Source organism: Nonomuraea sp. NPDC052265, assembly GCF_044547985.1.
Lineage (GTDB): Bacteria > Actinomycetota > Actinomycetes > Streptosporangiales > Streptosporangiaceae > Nonomuraea.
Genome location: NZ_JBIUBJ010000009.1, coordinates 243,380 through 258,369 on the forward strand (window position 1 = coordinate 243,380; position 14,990 = coordinate 258,369).

Annotated in this window: 15 protein-coding genes; 9 read left to right on the forward strand and 6 right to left on the reverse strand. The window is 72.6% G+C overall.

Annotated elements, in window-relative coordinates; genetic code table 11:
- The first annotated feature begins 127 nt into the window (after window positions 1-127).
- The 3 genes from ACIHAD_RS26665 (at window position 128) to ACIHAD_RS26675 (ending at window position 3,177) form a co-directional block, all read left to right on the forward strand.
- Entirely contained in the window at window positions 128-1,789 is a 1,662-nt protein-coding gene (locus ACIHAD_RS26665; protein ID WP_397357358.1) for a bifunctional metallophosphatase/5'-nucleotidase, read from the forward strand.
- Between the two features lie 115 nt (window positions 1,790-1,904).
- The gene (locus ACIHAD_RS26670; RefSeq protein WP_397357359.1) at window positions 1,905-2,651 is read left to right on the forward strand and encodes an alpha/beta fold hydrolase; all 747 of its coding nucleotides are present in this window, start codon (window positions 1,905-1,907) and stop codon (window positions 2,649-2,651) included.
- A gap of 94 nt (window positions 2,652-2,745) precedes the next feature.
- Window positions 2,746-3,177, forward strand: a complete 432-nt coding sequence (locus ACIHAD_RS26675; protein WP_397357360.1) for a hypothetical protein — start codon at window positions 2,746-2,748, stop codon at window positions 3,175-3,177.
- A gap of 131 nt (window positions 3,178-3,308) precedes the next feature.
- On the opposite strand, the gene gdhA is transcribed toward ACIHAD_RS26675, so the two are convergent.
- A complete protein-coding gene (gdhA, locus tag ACIHAD_RS26680) occupies window positions 3,309-4,649 on the reverse strand; it encodes an NADP-specific glutamate dehydrogenase (protein ID WP_397357361.1) in 1,341 nt (446 codons plus the stop codon).
- A 205-nt stretch (window positions 4,650-4,854) separates the two neighbouring features.
- On the opposite strand from gdhA, the gene ACIHAD_RS26685 reads away from it, so the two are divergent.
- The 3 genes from ACIHAD_RS26685 (at window position 4,855) to ACIHAD_RS26695 (ending at window position 7,024) form a co-directional block, all read left to right on the forward strand.
- Window positions 4,855-6,081, forward strand: coding sequence for a serine hydrolase domain-containing protein (locus ACIHAD_RS26685; protein WP_397357362.1), 1,227 nt, complete (start codon window positions 4,855-4,857; stop codon window positions 6,079-6,081).
- A 74-nt stretch (window positions 6,082-6,155) separates the two neighbouring features.
- Window positions 6,156-6,389 carry a DUF2945 domain-containing protein gene (locus ACIHAD_RS26690; RefSeq protein WP_397357363.1) on the forward strand — a complete coding sequence of 78 codons (234 nt, stop codon included), beginning with the start codon at window positions 6,156-6,158 and terminating at the stop codon, window positions 6,387-6,389.
- A complete protein-coding gene (locus ACIHAD_RS26695) occupies window positions 6,386-7,024 on the forward strand; it encodes a DUF3140 domain-containing protein (RefSeq protein WP_397357364.1) in 639 nt (212 codons plus the stop codon). The genes ACIHAD_RS26690 and ACIHAD_RS26695 overlap by 4 nt, the downstream gene beginning before the upstream one ends.
- A gap of 17 nt (window positions 7,025-7,041) precedes the next feature.
- Here the strand turns inward: ACIHAD_RS26695 and ACIHAD_RS26700 are convergent, their stop codons facing one another.
- The 5 genes from ACIHAD_RS26700 to ACIHAD_RS26720 all read right to left on the reverse strand — a co-directional run bounded on the left by ACIHAD_RS26700 (window position 7,042) and on the right by ACIHAD_RS26720 (window position 11,564).
- A complete protein-coding gene (locus ACIHAD_RS26700; protein WP_397357365.1) occupies window positions 7,042-8,268 on the reverse strand; it encodes an MFS transporter in 1,227 nt (408 codons plus the stop codon).
- 80 nt (window positions 8,269-8,348) lie between these two features.
- A complete protein-coding gene (locus tag ACIHAD_RS26705) occupies window positions 8,349-9,062 on the reverse strand; it encodes a GNAT family N-acetyltransferase (RefSeq protein WP_397357366.1) in 714 nt (237 codons plus the stop codon).
- Between the two features lie 92 nt (window positions 9,063-9,154).
- Entirely contained in the window at window positions 9,155-9,757 is a 603-nt protein-coding gene (locus tag ACIHAD_RS26710; protein WP_397357367.1) for an SRPBCC family protein, read from the reverse strand.
- A gap of 175 nt (window positions 9,758-9,932) precedes the next feature.
- Window positions 9,933-10,427: a hypothetical protein gene (locus ACIHAD_RS26715; RefSeq protein ID WP_397357368.1), complete on the reverse strand. Its 495-nt coding sequence runs from the start codon at window positions 10,425-10,427 to the stop codon at window positions 9,933-9,935.
- A gap of 234 nt (window positions 10,428-10,661) precedes the next feature.
- Window positions 10,662-11,564 (reverse strand): LysR family transcriptional regulator, encoded by a 903-nt coding sequence (locus tag ACIHAD_RS26720; protein WP_397357369.1) that lies wholly within the window; start codon window positions 11,562-11,564, stop codon window positions 10,662-10,664.
- Window positions 11,565-11,667: 103 nt separating this feature from the next.
- Between ACIHAD_RS26720 and ACIHAD_RS26725 the strand changes: the two genes are divergently transcribed.
- The 3 genes from ACIHAD_RS26725 to ACIHAD_RS26735 are packed head-to-tail and all read left to right on the forward strand — an operon-like array spanning window position 11,668 to window position 14,987.
- Window positions 11,668-12,102 (forward strand): hypothetical protein, encoded by a 435-nt coding sequence (locus tag ACIHAD_RS26725; RefSeq protein ID WP_397357370.1) that lies wholly within the window; start codon window positions 11,668-11,670, stop codon window positions 12,100-12,102.
- Window positions 12,089-13,699, forward strand: a complete 1,611-nt coding sequence (locus ACIHAD_RS26730) for a multicopper oxidase family protein (protein WP_397357371.1) — start codon at window positions 12,089-12,091, stop codon at window positions 13,697-13,699. Before ACIHAD_RS26725 ends, ACIHAD_RS26730 begins: the two co-directional genes overlap by 14 nt.
- A 40-nt stretch (window positions 13,700-13,739) precedes the next feature.
- On the forward strand, window positions 13,740-14,987 hold the full coding sequence (locus ACIHAD_RS26735) for an NAD(P)/FAD-dependent oxidoreductase (RefSeq protein WP_397357372.1): 1,248 nt from the start codon (window positions 13,740-13,742) through the stop codon (window positions 14,985-14,987).
- The last annotated feature ends 3 nt before the right edge of the window (window positions 14,988-14,990 follow it).

A 14,990-nucleotide genomic window follows, 5' to 3' on the forward strand; every position in this document is an offset into this window, starting at 1 on the left:
AGTCTTTCCTCCCGCTGTATCCCCCTATTGAGGAGTATGCGTGCCTTCGTTCCGTAAGTGGATCGTTGTCGCCTTAGGCGTCACTCTGGCCTCGACAGCCTCACCGGCACAGGCCCAGCCGAAGCCCGTGGACGTGCAGCTGCTGTCCCTGACCGACTTCCACGGCTACATCACCCCGCAGACCAACGCCACCGACGGCACGATCAAGGATCCACAGGGGAACACCCTGGTGGTGGGCGGTGCGCCGTACATCGCGACGCATCTCGACCGGCTCAGGCAGGGGCACGAGAACACGGTCACGTTCTCGACCGGTGACAACTTCAGCGGCTGGCCGACCGAGGTGTCCTACCACGCCGACGAGCCCACGATCGAGTTCCTGAACAAGATCAAGGTGGAGTTCACCACGGTCGGCAACCACGAGCTGGACCGGTCGCTGGAGTTCCTGCGCGACCACATGGGCAAGGGCGAGTGCTTCGGCGAGATCGGGCTCGACAGCTGCTTCACCGGCTCCGACGGGCGGCAGTTCCCCGGCGCCGACTTCGCCATCTCCACGGCCAACATCGCCAGGAAGGGCGACACCCGGCCGGTGCTCCCGCCGTACGTGATCAAGCGCTTCCAGGGCATCCCCGTCGGGTTCATCAACCTGACCACGCCCACCACCGTGGACGGCTCCACCTCCTACCAGCCGTCGCTGGACAACCTGCCGCTGGTGGAGACGGCCAACAAGTACGCCGCCATCCTCAAGCGGCGCGGCGTCAAGGCCATCGTCGCCAACGTGCACGAGGGCGGCAAGGCCGGTGCGGACTACAGCGGCTGCGGTGAGCCGAAGAGCGGGCCGATCTGGGACTTCGCCGAGAACGCCTCGCCCGACATCGACGTCATCGTCACGGGCCACTGGCACTGGTACTTCACCTGCTCGCTCCCCGACCCCGCCGGCAACCCCCGCCCGGTCGTCGAGGCCGCCAACCACGGCCGCCTCATCAGCGAGATCAACCTGAAGCTCGACCGTCGTACCCGTGACGTCATCAGGCCCGGGACCACCGCGGTCAACCACCCCGTGACCCGCGACGTCACCCCCGACCCCGCCATGGTCAAGCTGGTCGACCACTGGAACGCCAAGCAGAAGGAGACCTACGCCAAGCCGTACGGGACCATCACCGGCGACCTCACCAGGACCCGCGACGCGACCGGGCAGAGCACGCTCGGCAACACCGTGGCCGACGTGGAGTACTTCGACTCCCAGCAGACCCAGGGCGGCAAGGCCGACCTGGCCATGGTGGCCGTGGCGCCGACCAAGGGCTCGAACTCGCTGCGCGGCGACCTGAGGTTCGCCAAGGGCACGAACCCCGCCGACGCCGACGGCCAGGTGCTCATGGGCGAGTCGTGGGCGGCGTGGGGCTACGCCAACCCGGTGCTCACGGTCTCGGTCACCGGCGCGCAGCTTGAGCAGGCCCTGGAGCAGCAGTGGCAGACGCAGGCCGACGGCACCGTGAAGTTCGCCCCGCTGGCCGTGTCCAGGAACGTGCGCTTCTCCTACTCCCCGAACCGGGCCGTGGGGGACCGGATCAACCCCGCCGACGTGGTGATCAACGGGCAGCCGCTCGACACCGGCGGGACGTACCGGCTCGCGGCGCTGGCGTACACGCTGCTCGGCGCGGACGGCTACACCGCCTTCGCCGGGTACACCGACGCGGTACGCGGCAGCCGCGACTACGAGGCCATGCGGGCCTACCTGCGGCAGGGGCCGCTGACCCCGCCCGCCCTGGACCGGGCGGTGGCGCTGCCGTAGGACTCCCCGTGGCTCGGGGTGGCGGCCTGGATGGCCCGGGTCGCCGCCGGGCAGGGCCCCGGAGCCGTCCCGAGAGGGACAAACCGGTCATTGCATGACTGGTAACGTCTGCGCGATGACGATTTCTCATGATGTCGAGGGCGACGGGCCGGCACTGCTCCTCCTCCACGCGGGGGTGTGCGACCGGCGCATGTGGGACGCCCAGTGGGAGGCCCTGATCGCGGCCGGGTTCCGGGTGGTCCGGTGCGACCTGCGCGGCTTCGGGCAGAGCCCGCTGCCCACCGAGCCGTACAGCAACTCGGGCGATGTGCTCGACCTTCTCGACAGCCTGGGCATCGACCGGTTCTCCCTGGTCGGCTCCTCCTACGGCGGGAAGGTGGCCCTGGAGGTCGCCGCGAGCAGCCCCGAGCGGGTGGAGGCGCTGGTCCTGCTCTCCGCCGCCCTGCCCTGGCGGGAGCCGAGCGCCGAGCTGCGCGCGGTGGGGGAGCGCGAGGACGCGCTGGTCGAGGCGGGCGATCTGGCGGCCGCCTCGCAGCTGATGGTCGACCGCTGGCTGGGCCCCGACGCGGGCGAGGAGGCCGGGCGGGGCGTGTACGAGATGCAGCTGCGCGCCTACGAGCTCCAGCTCGCGGAGGGGGCCGTCGGGCCGGTCAAGGTCCAGGTGGACCCGGCGGCCGTGACGATGCCGTGCCTGGCCGTGTCGGGCGCGCACGACGTCGCCGACTTCCGGCACACCGAGGCCGACCTGCCGGCCGCGCGCAACGTCGAGCTGCCCTGGGCGGCCCACCTGGCGAGCATAGAACGGCCGGCCGAGGTCACCGAACTGATCGTCGCCTTCCTGCGCGACCAGACCCGAGCCTGACCGGCCACGACGCCGTCGTCGAGAGCCGGGCGAACCCCGCACCGAGAGCCGGGCGAACCCGGCTCTCCCCACCCGCACCGGGACACCAGGAAAGATGACCACGCAGACCGACCGTCACGCCGACCGCGAACTCGTCCGGGCCGCCGCTGAGGTCGCCCGTACCCGCTGCCGGGGTGACAACCACACCATGGCGGCCGCCGCCCGTGCCCGGGACGGCCGGATCATCACCGCCGTGAACGCCTACCACTTCACCGGAGGCCCCTGCGCCGAGCTGGTCCTCATCGGCACGGCCGCCGCCCAGGGCGTCTACGAGCTGGACACGATCGTCGCCGTGGGGGACCGCGACCGCGGCGTCGTCCCGCCGTGCGGCCGTTGCCGTCAGGTCCTGCTGGACTACTTCCCGGCCCTCAAGGTCATCGTGGGCGACGGCGACCGCACCCGGACGGTCGCCATCGCCGATCTGCTCCCCGAGACCTACGTCTGGGCCGACCACCAAATGACCCCCGACCTCATGCCCCCGGCCTGACCCCTTCCCCAGGCGGGCCGCACGCCGCCCCGCGACCACCGGCCGCCCCAAGGACCGCCGCCGGACGCCACGGCGGTGGCCCCGGGGGGCGGTGTCCGGTCCGGAGGAGCAGGCGGGGGTGCCGGGGTGGGTCAGATCAGGCCCAGGGCGAGCATGGCGTCGGCGACCCGGCGGAAGCCGTCGATGTTGGCGCCGGCCACGTAGTTGCCCGGCATGCCGTACTCGTCGGCGGTCTGGAGGCAGCGGCCGTGGATGTCCTGCATGATCTCCTGGAGGCGGTGCTCGGAGAACTCGAACGTCCAGGAGTCGCGGCTGGCGTTCTGCTGCATCTCCAGCGCGCTGGTCGCCACCCCGCCCGCGTTGGCCGCCTTGCCCGGCCCGAACGAGACGCCCGCCTCCAGGAACACCTTGATGCCCTCGGGCGTGGTCGGCATGTTGGCGCCCTCGCCGACCGCGACGCAGCCGTTGTCCACCAGGAACGCGGCGTCCCGGCCGGTGATCTCGTTCTGCGTGGCGGACGGCATCGCCACCTCGCAGGGCACCTCCCACACGCTGCGGTCCGGGACGAAGACGGCGTGCTCGCCCCGGCGCTCCGCGTACGCCTCCAGGCGGCCCCGCTCGACCTGCTTGACCTGCTTGAGCAGGTCGAGGTCGATGCCCTTCTCGTCGAGGACGTAGCCCGAGGAGTCGGAGCAGGCCACCACGACGCCGCCGAGCTGCTCGACCTTCTCGATCGTGTAGACGGCCACGTTGCCGGAGCCCGACACGACGACCCGCTTGCCGTCGAACGACGTGCCGCGGGCCTTGAGCATCTCCTCCACGAAGAACGTGCAACCGTAGCCGGTGGCCTCGGTGCGTACCTGCGCGCCGCCGTACACCAGGCCCTTGCCGGTGATCACGCCGGATTCGTAGCGGTTGGTGATGCGCTTGTACTGGCCGAACAGGTAGCCGATCTCGCGACCGCCGACGCCGATGTCACCGGCCGGCACGTCGGTGTACTCGCCGATGTGCCGGTAGAGCTCGGTCATGAAGCTCTGGCAGAAGTTCATCACCTCGCGGTCGGAGCGGCCCTTGGGATCGAAGTCCGAGCCGCCCTTGCCGCCGCCGATGGGCAGGCCGGTCAGGCCGTTCTTGAAGATCTGCTCGAACCCGAGGAACTTGACGATGCCCAGGTAGACCGACGGGTGGAAGCGCAGCCCGCCCTTGTACGGCCCGAGCGCGCTGTTGAACTCCACCCGGAAGCCGCGGTTGATCTGCACCTCGCCACGGTCGTCCATCCACGGCACCCGGAAGATGATCTGACGCTCGGGCTCGCAGATCCGCTCGATGATCTTCGATTCGGCGTACTCGGGATGCTTGCCGAGAACCGGGCCGATGCTTTCGAGCACCTCGCGCACCGCCTGGTGGAACTCGACCTCGCCGGGGTTCCGGCGCAGGACGTTGTCGTAGATCGACGACAGTTTCTCGTGCAAGAAGGACTCCCTACATCACTGGTGCAGTCGTGCTCACTTTACGATTCGGCCGCCTGTGAGCAGCAGGCGCCCCGCCTCCGCGCGCCCGTCCCGGCCTCCCGGGTGTCAGCGGCGGCGTCAGGACGGCGACAGCGCGGTGTCAGCGCGGTCGGCGAGGGTTTACCCCATGAGCGGATCGGCGCTCACGCGACGAGGGAGAACGACGATGGGCAACGGCGACGGCGGCTTCTCGAAGGCCGGGCTGGGCAGGCTGCACGACGTGCTGGCGCGGCATGTGGACTCGGGGCGGATCCCCGGCCTGGTCGCCCTGGTCGGCCGGGGCGAGGAGACGCACGTGGAGGCGATCGGGACGATGCGGCACGACGGCGGCGCGCCGATGAGCCGGGACACGATCTTCCGGATGGCGTCCACGTCCAAGCCGGTCACGATGGCGGCGGCGATGATCCTGCTGGACGAGTGCCGGCTGCGGCTGGACGACCTGGTCGAGCCGTGGCTGCCCGAGCTGGCCGGCCGGCGGGTGCTCAGTCGCGTGGACGGCCCCCTGGACGACACCGTGCCGGCGCGCCGGCCGATCACCGTACGGGACGTGCTGACCTCCACGTTCGGGCTCGGCATGGACATGACGTCGCTGGGCACCCCGATCATGAACGCGGTCTTCGAGCAGGGCCTCACGCCCGACCTGCCGACGCCGATGCCCGAGCCGGACGAGTGGATGCGCCGCTTGGGCGAGCTGCCGCTGATGCACCAGCCCGGGGAGCGCTGGCAGTACCACATCGCCAGCGACCTGCTCGGCGTGCTGGTGGCCAGGGTGACGGGCCGGCCGTTCGGGACGTTCCTGCGTGAGCGCGTCTTCGAGCCGCTGGGCATGCGGGACACCGGCTTCGACGTGCCCGCCGGCGAGATCGACCGGCTGCCGCCGCTGTACGCCCCCGACCCGGCGACGGGCGAGTTCCACGTGTGGGACGAGGCGCGGGGCGGACGCCACAGCGAGCCGCCGGCGTTCCAGGGCGGCGGCGGGCTGGCCTCGACGGTGGACGACTACCACGCCTACTTCCGGATGTTGCTGAACGGCGGCACGCACGGCGGCGAACGCGTCCTGTCCCGGCCCGCCGTCGAGCTGATGACCACCAACCGCCTCACGCCCGCGCAGCAGGCCGCCCGGCACGCGATGGCGGTCGACAACGTGCACGTCTCCTTCGGCCAGGGCCAGCACGGCGGCTGGGGCCTCGGCATGGCGGTGCGCACCTACCGCGGCGACTACGCGCCCGTCGGCCAGTTCGGCTGGGACGGCGGCAGCGGCACCTCGACCTACGCCGACCCCGAGAACGGGCTCACCGGGATCCTGCTCACCCAGGTCGGCATGTCCACCCCGGACTCCGCCCGGCTCGTCCACGACTTCTGGACCACGCTCTACCAGGCGATCGACGCCTGACCGCAGGGCCGACGGTAAAGGAAGGTTTGCCTCCTGGGCCGCGTGCGGGAGGGGGCCGGGGTAGCGCGGGTTCTATGACCGGCAAGCGCGAGGACGATCCGTCCGTGGGTGACGAGGTCTCCTGGAAGAGCCACGGGTCCACGGCCCGGGGCAAGGTGGAGAAGAAGATCACCAAGAGGACGAAGGAGGCGGGCCGCACCGTCGCGGCCTCGCCCGACGACCCGCAGTACGTCGTGCGCAGCGACAGGAGCGGGCGCAAGGCCGTGCACAAGCCGTCGGCCCTGCGCAAGGACAAGGGCGCGACGTGAGCGGCGACCGGGACGTGGCGGCCGAGTTCGGCGAGGCCCTCAACATGACCGCCAAGGAGCTGGAACGCTGGCTGTCGACCGAGGAGTCGAAGGAGGTCGGCCAGAAGCCGGACGGCGGCGAGTCGACCGGGCACGCCTCCGGCCGCGAGATCGTCCGGCTCCTCCGCAAGGGAAAGTCGTCCTGGACCGGCCAAGACTTCGAGCACATGGCCAAGGTTTCCGACCAGCACAGCCTGCGCCGGACGCTGGGCGGGCCGGCGGTCGTCACCCGCGTGTGCTTCGACTCGGCGTTCTCCACCGGGCTGCTGTTCGGGCTGCGGCGGATCGGGGTGTTCCGCGCCGCCAGGTCGCCCGCGGCCCGCCGCCTCGTCGCCGCCGCGCTGTCCCGGGTGCACATCGGGAGTGACGGCTTCGCCGTCCGGGCCGACGCGGTCAACGGCGAACGGCACGCGGCGCTCGCCCTCACCGGCAACTCCCAGAGCCGGGTCACCGCCCTGGTCGCCGCGTACGTCGTGCGTGCCGTCGTCGGCGGCGCGCTGCCCGCCGGGGTGCACCACATCGACCAGCTACCGCCCCTGGCCGGCCTTCCCGAGGAACTGGCCGGCAACGGCGTCCGGCTGCACGACGTGCTCTGAGCCCGCCGCCGGGCGGGTCAGTCGTCGTGGGCGATGAGCATGAGCTGACGCCACAGCAGCACGACGAACACCGCGGAACCGGCGAAGGCGAACCAGAAGGGCGCCGCGACGCCGAAGTGGGTGGCCAGCACGCCGCCGATCACCGAGCCCACCACCAGGCCGGCGTAGACGCAGACGGTGTTGACGCTGCCCACCCGGCCCTGCAACTCCTGCGGGACCGCGCGCTGGCGGACGGTGCCCGAGGTCGTGCCCCAGATGAAGGCGTGCGCGCCGAAGACCAGGAAGACGGCTCCGGCGACCCACGGCGAATGGGTCAGCGCCAGGCCCAGGTGGGTGAACGTCTCGATGATGAGCCCGATCCGCATCAGGGCGCCGAGGCTGACCTTGCGGGTGATGGTCCCGTACAGGCCGGTGCCGATCAGGCCGCCGATGCCGCCGATGGTGGTCATCAGCCCGAACCCCATCGCGCCGAGGCCGAGCTGCTCCTGGGTGTAGAGGACGAGGACCGACCAGGCCGCGCCGAAGGTGAAGTTGAAGATCAGGATGGTGAGCGCCAGCGTGCGGACCGCCGGATGCCTGACGGTCCAGCTGAACCCGGCGACGAGCTCGCGCAGGGTGTTCGGCCGCGGCGCGCCGGCCGGCCGGTCCCGGGGCGGCAGCGTGATCCGGGAGACCAGGACCATCCCCGCCAGCACCAGGATCAGCTGGCTCGCGAACGGCCAGGTCAGCCCCAGTCCGAACAGCGCCGCGCCGACCGGCGGACCGGCGAGCTGGTTGAGCGTGATGAATCCGGTGCCGAGGCGGGCGTTGGCGATGATCAGGTCGTCCCGGCTGACCATCATGGGCGTCAGCGTGGACGTCGCGTTGTCGGCGAACACCTCGGCGATGGACCGGAGGGTGAGCGCCACCAGCGCCGTCACCACGGTCACGGTGCCGGTCGCCATGAGCACGACGAGCGCCGCCAGCACGACGCCGCGTAGCGCGTTCGCGAGGAGCACGATCCTGCGGCGGTCGTGCCGGTCGGACAGGACGCCCGCGTACAGGCTGAACATCAGCGGCGGCGCCCAGCTCACCAGGGCGGACAGCGAGATCATCAGCGGATCGCGGGTCAGCGTCGCGATCAGCAGGGGGCCCGCGGCGGCCGCGATCCCGTCACCGAGATTCGTCAGCCAGCTCGACGCCAGCAACCATCGGAACCCTGTCCCCAATCGGGCCGGCAGGACCCGCTCCACCACTGTGACCACGAGCGCAAAACCATACGTTTCACCGAGCGTCCATGGCAACGCGTTTTTCCCGCGCCGGACCGGAGCGCCCGCCGGAGCCGTCAGGGGGTGCGGAAACCCCGGAAGGTCACGGGCCTGCGGGTCCGGAAGCCGAGCCCCTCGTAGAGGGCGATCGCGCCGGTGTTGGACTCGGCCACGTGCAGGAAGGGACGGTCGCCGCGGGCCAGGATCCGCCAGACCAGGGCGCCGACCAGGCGGGCCGCGTGGCCGCGGCCGCGCGCCTCGGGCGCGGTGCAGACCGCGCTGATCTCGGTCCAGCCCGGCGGTCGCAGCCGCTCGCCCGCCATCGCCACCAGCTTCCCGTCGTCGAGGACGCCGAGGTAGTCGCCCATCTCGCGGGTACGCGGCCAGAACGGCCCCGGCCGCGTCCGGGCGACGAGGTCGAGCATGCCCGGGACGCTGTCCGCCCCGAGCACGGTGACCTCGCCGGACTCGGCAGGCGCCCGGCCGTCGGGCCAGATCAGCCGGCGGCCGTCGAGGGCGAAGACCGGCTCCCAGTCCGGCGGCGGGGTCGCCGGGGAGCTGAACAGGTCGGCGAGCTCGCCCGGCCCGAGCAGGTGGGCGAGGTCGGCCCACGTCCGCCCGTCCGGGTCGTCCGGCACCGAGGAGAAGGTCGCCACCCCCTGCCGGTACGTGGCCGCGTCGCCGAGCCGGCGGGCGAGGTGCGCGTGGCGTCCGCGCAGTGACGCGCCTACCGGGTCGTCGAGCGGGTCGTCGAGCGGGGTGGCGAGCGGGGTGGCGTCGCGGTCCGCCATCGTGGTGCGCCTCCCGGGTCGTGCGGGAGGGACGGGGAACCCTCCGGCGCCGGCCATCCCAGTGACACCGTTGTCAGAGACGTCGTGCCGGGTCAGGGGCGGGCCGCGGCCTCGATCGCCTGCCGCATCTCCGACGCGCCGTACCGCATCCGCAGGCCGACCTCGGCGGCCCGCGCGTGGGGCAGCATGTCGGTGATCCAGATCAGCCGGCCCGCTTCCTCGCCCTCCGGACGGACCTCGAAGGACGCGTGATGGTGCTCCAGCGGCGGTCGCGCGCCCTCCACGACCGCGTAGGCCAGGCGGCGGGCGTCGTCGTCGATCGCCAGGATCAGCTCGCGGATCACGTGCCCGTCCGGGAACGTCAGGAACCGCTGGTCGCCCTCGATCCGGGTGTCCTCGACGCGGCCGGGGAGCAGCCGTTCGTGCACGGCTGCGACGTCGCGCAGGACGTCCCAGATGTGGTCGGGGGAGGCGTCGATGACGATCTCGTGCCGGATGGAGGCCATGCGGGGGAGCTCCTCGTATTTGTTTACGTACTTCATCGTGAAGCACTTCGCTATCTTACGGCCAGGAGCACGGCCATCGCGGCCACAGCGCACCCGGACCATCCGCTGGGTGAGGGTGAACAGCAGGCCGTAGCGGACGAGCTGCGAGACCACCGCGATGCGCAGGGTAAACCCGAGGCGGACACGCACTCGTTCACGATGGTGAGCGCGCGCCGTCCCGCCGTCAGGGCCGGCGGGAGGTCGACGACCTGGTTGCGCCACTTGTGGACGCCGTCCTCCAGCGGCGGCCGCCGGGGCGCCGCCGGGGCGCCGTCGACGGTGATCGTCGCGTGTTGCAGGCCGACGCCCGCGTCCAGGCGGCGGGTCAGCCGTACGCCGGTGTTGGCCGGGCTGACGCTGACCGTGAACCGGCTCGACCCGCCCCGGGGGAACGCGCGGCCGTCGGCGGCGTGCCGCCCCCGTCCGCAACCGGCCCCGCGGCCGTCGGCGGTGTGCCGGTGGGTGGCTGTGAGCCGCGATCGTCCCGGTACCCGGCGGGCAGCCGGCTGATCCGCACCCGGTCCCAGGCCCGTTCCCACGCCGGGAGCTGATGGTCGGGCACGCGGCACCCCCGCAGGAACGCCACCATGACCGCCTTCTTGGGAAAGCGCCGACCGGCCAGCATGTCGGCGCAGGTGCTGCGCGGCAGCCGGGCGCCGCCCGACCTGTCGGCCCGCGCCTGCAACTCCCGCAACGACACGTCGGCCCGCGCGAACTGCTCGGCCAGCAGCTTCGCCAGGTCCTCGTGACACGTCACCGACTCCGGGCCGGTGGCCTCCGCGGCGCCCGGTGACGGTCCGCCGCCGTGGACCTCGCTCATCGCTCTCAACCCCGCCCTCTCTTGACCGGGCCATAAGGCCACGCGGACCAGCGACAGAAAGTGTACGGACGGCCGCGCTCCGTGTCCGGCGGAGCCTTCTCCGCCCGGCCGTCGCTACGCCGCTGTGCCGTGCGGGAGACGCGGCTCGACACCGCTCGGATCTGGGCGGCGCCAAGCGTGACCCGGTCGTGGGGGCATCAGCCGGACGCCCCGCGTGCGATCCCCCGCAACAGGTCAGGCGCTTTTCTCCTGGGGTTCGCCGGCCAGCCAGTCCCAGCTGGTGATCGTGGTGCGCATAAGGCGGGCGGCGGTGGACAGGTGGCTGTCGGCGCCCCAGAAGAGGGTGAGCGTACGGCGGCAGCCGGGGTCGTCGACGTCCACCCAGGCCAGGGGCGCGCGGGTGGTGGAGCGGCGGGCGATGGACGGGACGAGGCCGATGCCGAGCCCCGCGCTGATCAGGTCGGCGATGGCGCTGGACTCGTCGCCCTCGCAGACGACCCTCGGCGTGCGGCCCCGGGCGGCGAAGAGGCGGTCGAGCAGCCGGCGTTGCCAGTGTCCCTTGCGGGCGGTGACGAAGGGCTGGTCGGCGAGGTCGTCGATGGTCACCGACATGCGGCCTGCCAGCGGGTGGTCGAGCGAGGTGGCCAGCCCCACCGGCTCGTCGAGCAGCTCGACCGCCTCCAGGCCGTCGGCGTGGATCGGCTGCGAGGCGACGCACAGGTCGAACTCCTGGGCGCGCAGGCGGCGGGTCATGTCGTCGGCGGGCGTCCAGTGCAGCTCGACCTCGACCGAGGGATGGGCGCGCTTGTAGGCCGCGAGCGGCCCGGTGAGGGTCAGGAACGTCTCCGACGCCAGCCGTACGGTGCCGAACCCCTCGTCGGCGGCCTCGGCGACGGCTCGCCGTCCGGCGTCGAGCTCGCCGAGCGCCCGTTCGACGAAACCCAGGAACAGGCTGCCCGCGCCGTTCAGCCGGAGCCGGCCGCCGCGGTCGAACAGCGGCGTGCCCAGCTCGCTCTCCAGCCGCGCGATCGTACGGCTCAGCGACGGCTGCGCGACGCGCAGCTCCTCGGCGGCGGCGCTGAGGTGTTCGAGCCGGGCCACCACCAGGAACTGCCGGAGCGCGTTCAGATCCATCATGCCTCCCAACGCATAACACCATAGCAATACAGATCTTGGACAAGATAACCCGGAGGCCATAGCGTCGGAGCGTTTCACGAGGACGAGATGAGGAGGACCCTCGATGCTCACCGCCGTCGAAGGGCCGCGAGCCGACGCCACGCGGCGTACGGCACCCGTGGCCTGGACGCTGCGAGCGCTGGTCAGCGCGCACATGGTGGTGATCGCCGGGCAGCCGGTGTTCGCCGGCGTCTACCTGACCGGCGACTACGACAGCCTGCGCTGGCACTCGTTCGGCGCCGACGTGGTCACCTCCATCGGCTACCTGCAACTGATCGTGGCGATCGTCCTGTGGGTGCGCCTGCGCCGTCCCGGGCCCTTCCTGGCCACGGCGGCGGTGGTGGCGGCCGAGACGATCCAGTACTTCGCCGGGCTCGACGGCGCCTTGTGGCTGCACATCCCGCTGGGGGTGATGACGGTCGCCGCGCTCACGGTGCAGTTCATCGACGTCTGGCGCCGCCCCTTCCCGCGACGGGAGACCCGCGATGCCGCAGCGTGACAAGTGGATCCCGGGCGTGACCAGGCGGCAGGCGCTCGGCATCGGCGGCGCGCTCGGGTTGATGGCGGCCACCGGGCTCGGCACCTCGGCCGCGATGGCCCGCCGGCCCGCGATCACCGGCGCCGAGCTGCGCAGCGACCTGCCGCTGCCGCCGCCGTACCAGGTGCCGCTGCCGATCCCCGCCGTGCTGGCGCCGTCCGGCACCTCGGGCGGCGCGGACCGTTACGAGATCGTCCAGCGCGAGACGACCCTGGAGATCCTGCCCGGCGTGCGGACCCGGGCCTGGACGTACGGGGGCACCTTCCCGGGGCCGACGATCGAGGCGCGCCGGGGCCGGCCGATCACCGTGACGCACCGCAACGACCTGCCGGTGCCGACCGTCGTCCACCTGCACGGCGGACGCACCCCGGCGGCCTCCGACGGCTACCCGACCGACCTCGTGCTGCCCGAGGGCTGGACGGAGCCCACCATGCACATGGCACACGGCTCCGGCATGGGGAACATGCGCGACCCCCGGGCCGTGCTGAGCAGGCGGACCAGGGACTACACCTTCCCGCTGGACCAGCGGGCGACGCTGCTGTGGTACCACGACCACCGGATGGACTTCACCGCCCCCGCGATCTGGCGCGGCCTGGCCGGGCTGCAGATCGTCCGCGACGACGCCGAGAAGGCCCTCGGCCTGCCCTCGGGGCCGCGGGAACTGCCGCTCATGATCGCCGACCGGGCGTTCACCGCCGAGGGCGAGCTCGCCTACCCCGCCCTCGACCCCACCCTGCGGGAGCGGCCGGGCGTGCTCGAACCGTACCTCGCCGGGGTGCTGGGCGACGTGATCCTGGTCAACGGCGCCCCCTGGCCCGTCCACGAGGTGGACGCGGCCCGCTACCGGCTGCGCCTGCTGAACGCCTCCAACGCCCGCCACTACGAGCTCGAAGCCGTGCTCGACGACGGGCGGCGGCTCGACCTCGTCCAGATCGGCGCCGACCAGGGGCTGCTGGCGTCCCCCGTCACCCACCGGGTCCTGCCGATCGCGCCGGCCGAGCGCTACGACGTGGTCGTGGACTTCGCCCGCGTCCCGGTCGGCGGGCGCGTGCGGATCGTCAACCGGCTCGGCACCGGCCGTACCCGGGACGTGATGGCCTTCCGGGTCGCGCGGGCCGCGGCCGACGACAGCAGGGTCCCGCGCGTCCTGTCCACCGACCTGCCGGAGTGGCGGCGGGCGGACGCCGTACGGGTGCGCGAGTTCTCCTTCCGCGCGGGCCGGATGCACGACGGCCGCGGCTGGCTGATCGGCGGGCTGCCGTTCGACCCCGCCCGGTCCGACGTCACCGTGGGCCTCGGCGACGTCGAGGTGTGGCGGATGGTCGCCGACGTCCACCACCCCGTCCACCTGCATCTGGTCGGCTTCCGGGTGCTCTCGCGCAGCGGCCGGCCGCCGTTGCCGCACGACGCGGGGCTCAAGGACACCGTCTCCCTGCGTCCGGGCGAGGCGGTGGAGATCATCACCCGGTTCGACGGCTACCGCGGCCGCTACCTCTTCCACTGCCACAACGCCGAGCACGAGGACATGGCCATGATGGCCAACCTCCAGGTCGTCTGACCCCCTCGCCACCTCGGTCCCGTTCACAAGGAGACTTGCCATGCCCGCCGATCCCGGCATCGTCATCATCGGCGCCGGCCTCGCCGGCGCCCAGGCCGCCCGGGCCCTGCGGCTCGACCACGGCTACGACGGGCCGATCACGCTCGTCGGCGACGAGCACCCCCTGCCCTACCAGCGTCCCGCGCTGTCCAAGGGCTACCTGCTGGGCACCACCCAGGCCGCCGAGCTCGACGTCCTGGAGCCGCGCTTCTACGCCGCCCACAACGTCGGCCTGGCCCTCGGCGCCCCCGCCACCCTCCTCGACCTGGACGGCCGGCGGGTGAAGCTGGGCCGCAACGTGGAGCTGCCGTTCGGCCAGGTGCTGATCGCCACGGGCTCCCGTCCGCGCCGCCTCCGGGTGCCGGGCGCCGACCTCGACGGCGTCCACCACCTGCGCGACCGCGAGGACAGCGACCGCCTCCGCGAGGCCCTGCGCGCGGCCTCCGACGTCGTCGTCGTGGGCGCCGGCTGGCTGGGCTGCGAGGTCGCCGCCGCCGCCCGGACGCTCGGCGTCCGCACGACCGTGGTCGACCCGCTGCCCGCGCCGCTCTACCACGTGCTGGGCGACCGGATCGGCGGCGTCGTCGCCCGGCGGCATCTCGACCACGGCGTCGACCTGCTGACCGGCGACGGCGTCGAGGCCGTGCTCGGCACGCGCTCGGTCGAGGCCGTGCGCACCGTGGCGGGGCGGCGCATCCCGGCCGACCTCGTCGTCGTCGCCGTGGGCGCCGTCCCCAACACCGAGCTGGCCGAGGCGGCGGGGTTGCGCGTCAACGGCGGCATCCTCACCGACGGCCATCTGCGCACCTCGCACCCGGCCGCCCTGGCCGCCGGCGACGTCGCCCGCCACCGGCACCCCCGCTACCTGAAACCGGTGCGGATCGAGCACTGGGACAACGCCGTCGTCCACGGGACGGCCGCCGCGGCCACGCTGGTGGGCGAACCGGTGACCATCGACCACGTCCCGTACTTCTTCTCCACCCAGTACGGGTCCACCCTCGAATACGTCGGCCTCCCCACCACCTCGGACCGCGTCGTCACCCGGGGGGAGCCCGGCGAGCCCGGGTTCACCGCGTTCTGGCTCGACCGCGGCGTCCCGGTGGCCGCCCTGGCCATGGACGCCCACGGCGCCGCCGGACACCTCCGCGCGCTGGTCGCGGCCGGGCACACCGCCGATCCGCGACGGCTCGCCGACCCGGGCGTCCCCATGGCGGACCTCCTGCCGTACAGCCCCGCCGACGCCTCCTGAACG

Coding starts and splice junctions, on each gene's coding strand:
- ACIHAD_RS26670 (WP_397357359.1), top strand. CDS start 1,905: ATGACGATTTCTCATGATGTCGAGGGCGACGGGCCGGCACTGCTCCTC.
- ACIHAD_RS26675 (WP_397357360.1), top strand. CDS start 2,746: ATGACCACGCAGACCGACCGTCACGCCGACCGCGAACTCGTCCGGGCC.
- ACIHAD_RS26685 (WP_397357362.1), top strand. CDS start 4,855: ATGGGCAACGGCGACGGCGGCTTCTCGAAGGCCGGGCTGGGCAGGCTG.
- ACIHAD_RS26690 (WP_397357363.1), top strand. CDS start 6,156: ATGACCGGCAAGCGCGAGGACGATCCGTCCGTGGGTGACGAGGTCTCC.
- ACIHAD_RS26705 (WP_397357366.1), bottom strand. CDS start 9,062: ATGGCGGACCGCGACGCCACCCCGCTCGCCACCCCGCTCGACGACCCG.
- ACIHAD_RS26715 (WP_397357368.1), bottom strand. CDS start 10,427: ATGAGCGAGGTCCACGGCGGCGGACCGTCACCGGGCGCCGCGGAGGCC.
- ACIHAD_RS26720 (WP_397357369.1), bottom strand. CDS start 11,564: ATGATGGATCTGAACGCGCTCCGGCAGTTCCTGGTGGTGGCCCGGCTC.
- ACIHAD_RS26725 (WP_397357370.1), top strand. CDS start 11,668: ATGCTCACCGCCGTCGAAGGGCCGCGAGCCGACGCCACGCGGCGTACG.
- ACIHAD_RS26730 (WP_397357371.1), top strand. CDS start 12,089: ATGCCGCAGCGTGACAAGTGGATCCCGGGCGTGACCAGGCGGCAGGCG.
- ACIHAD_RS26735 (WP_397357372.1), top strand. CDS start 13,740: ATGCCCGCCGATCCCGGCATCGTCATCATCGGCGCCGGCCTCGCCGGC.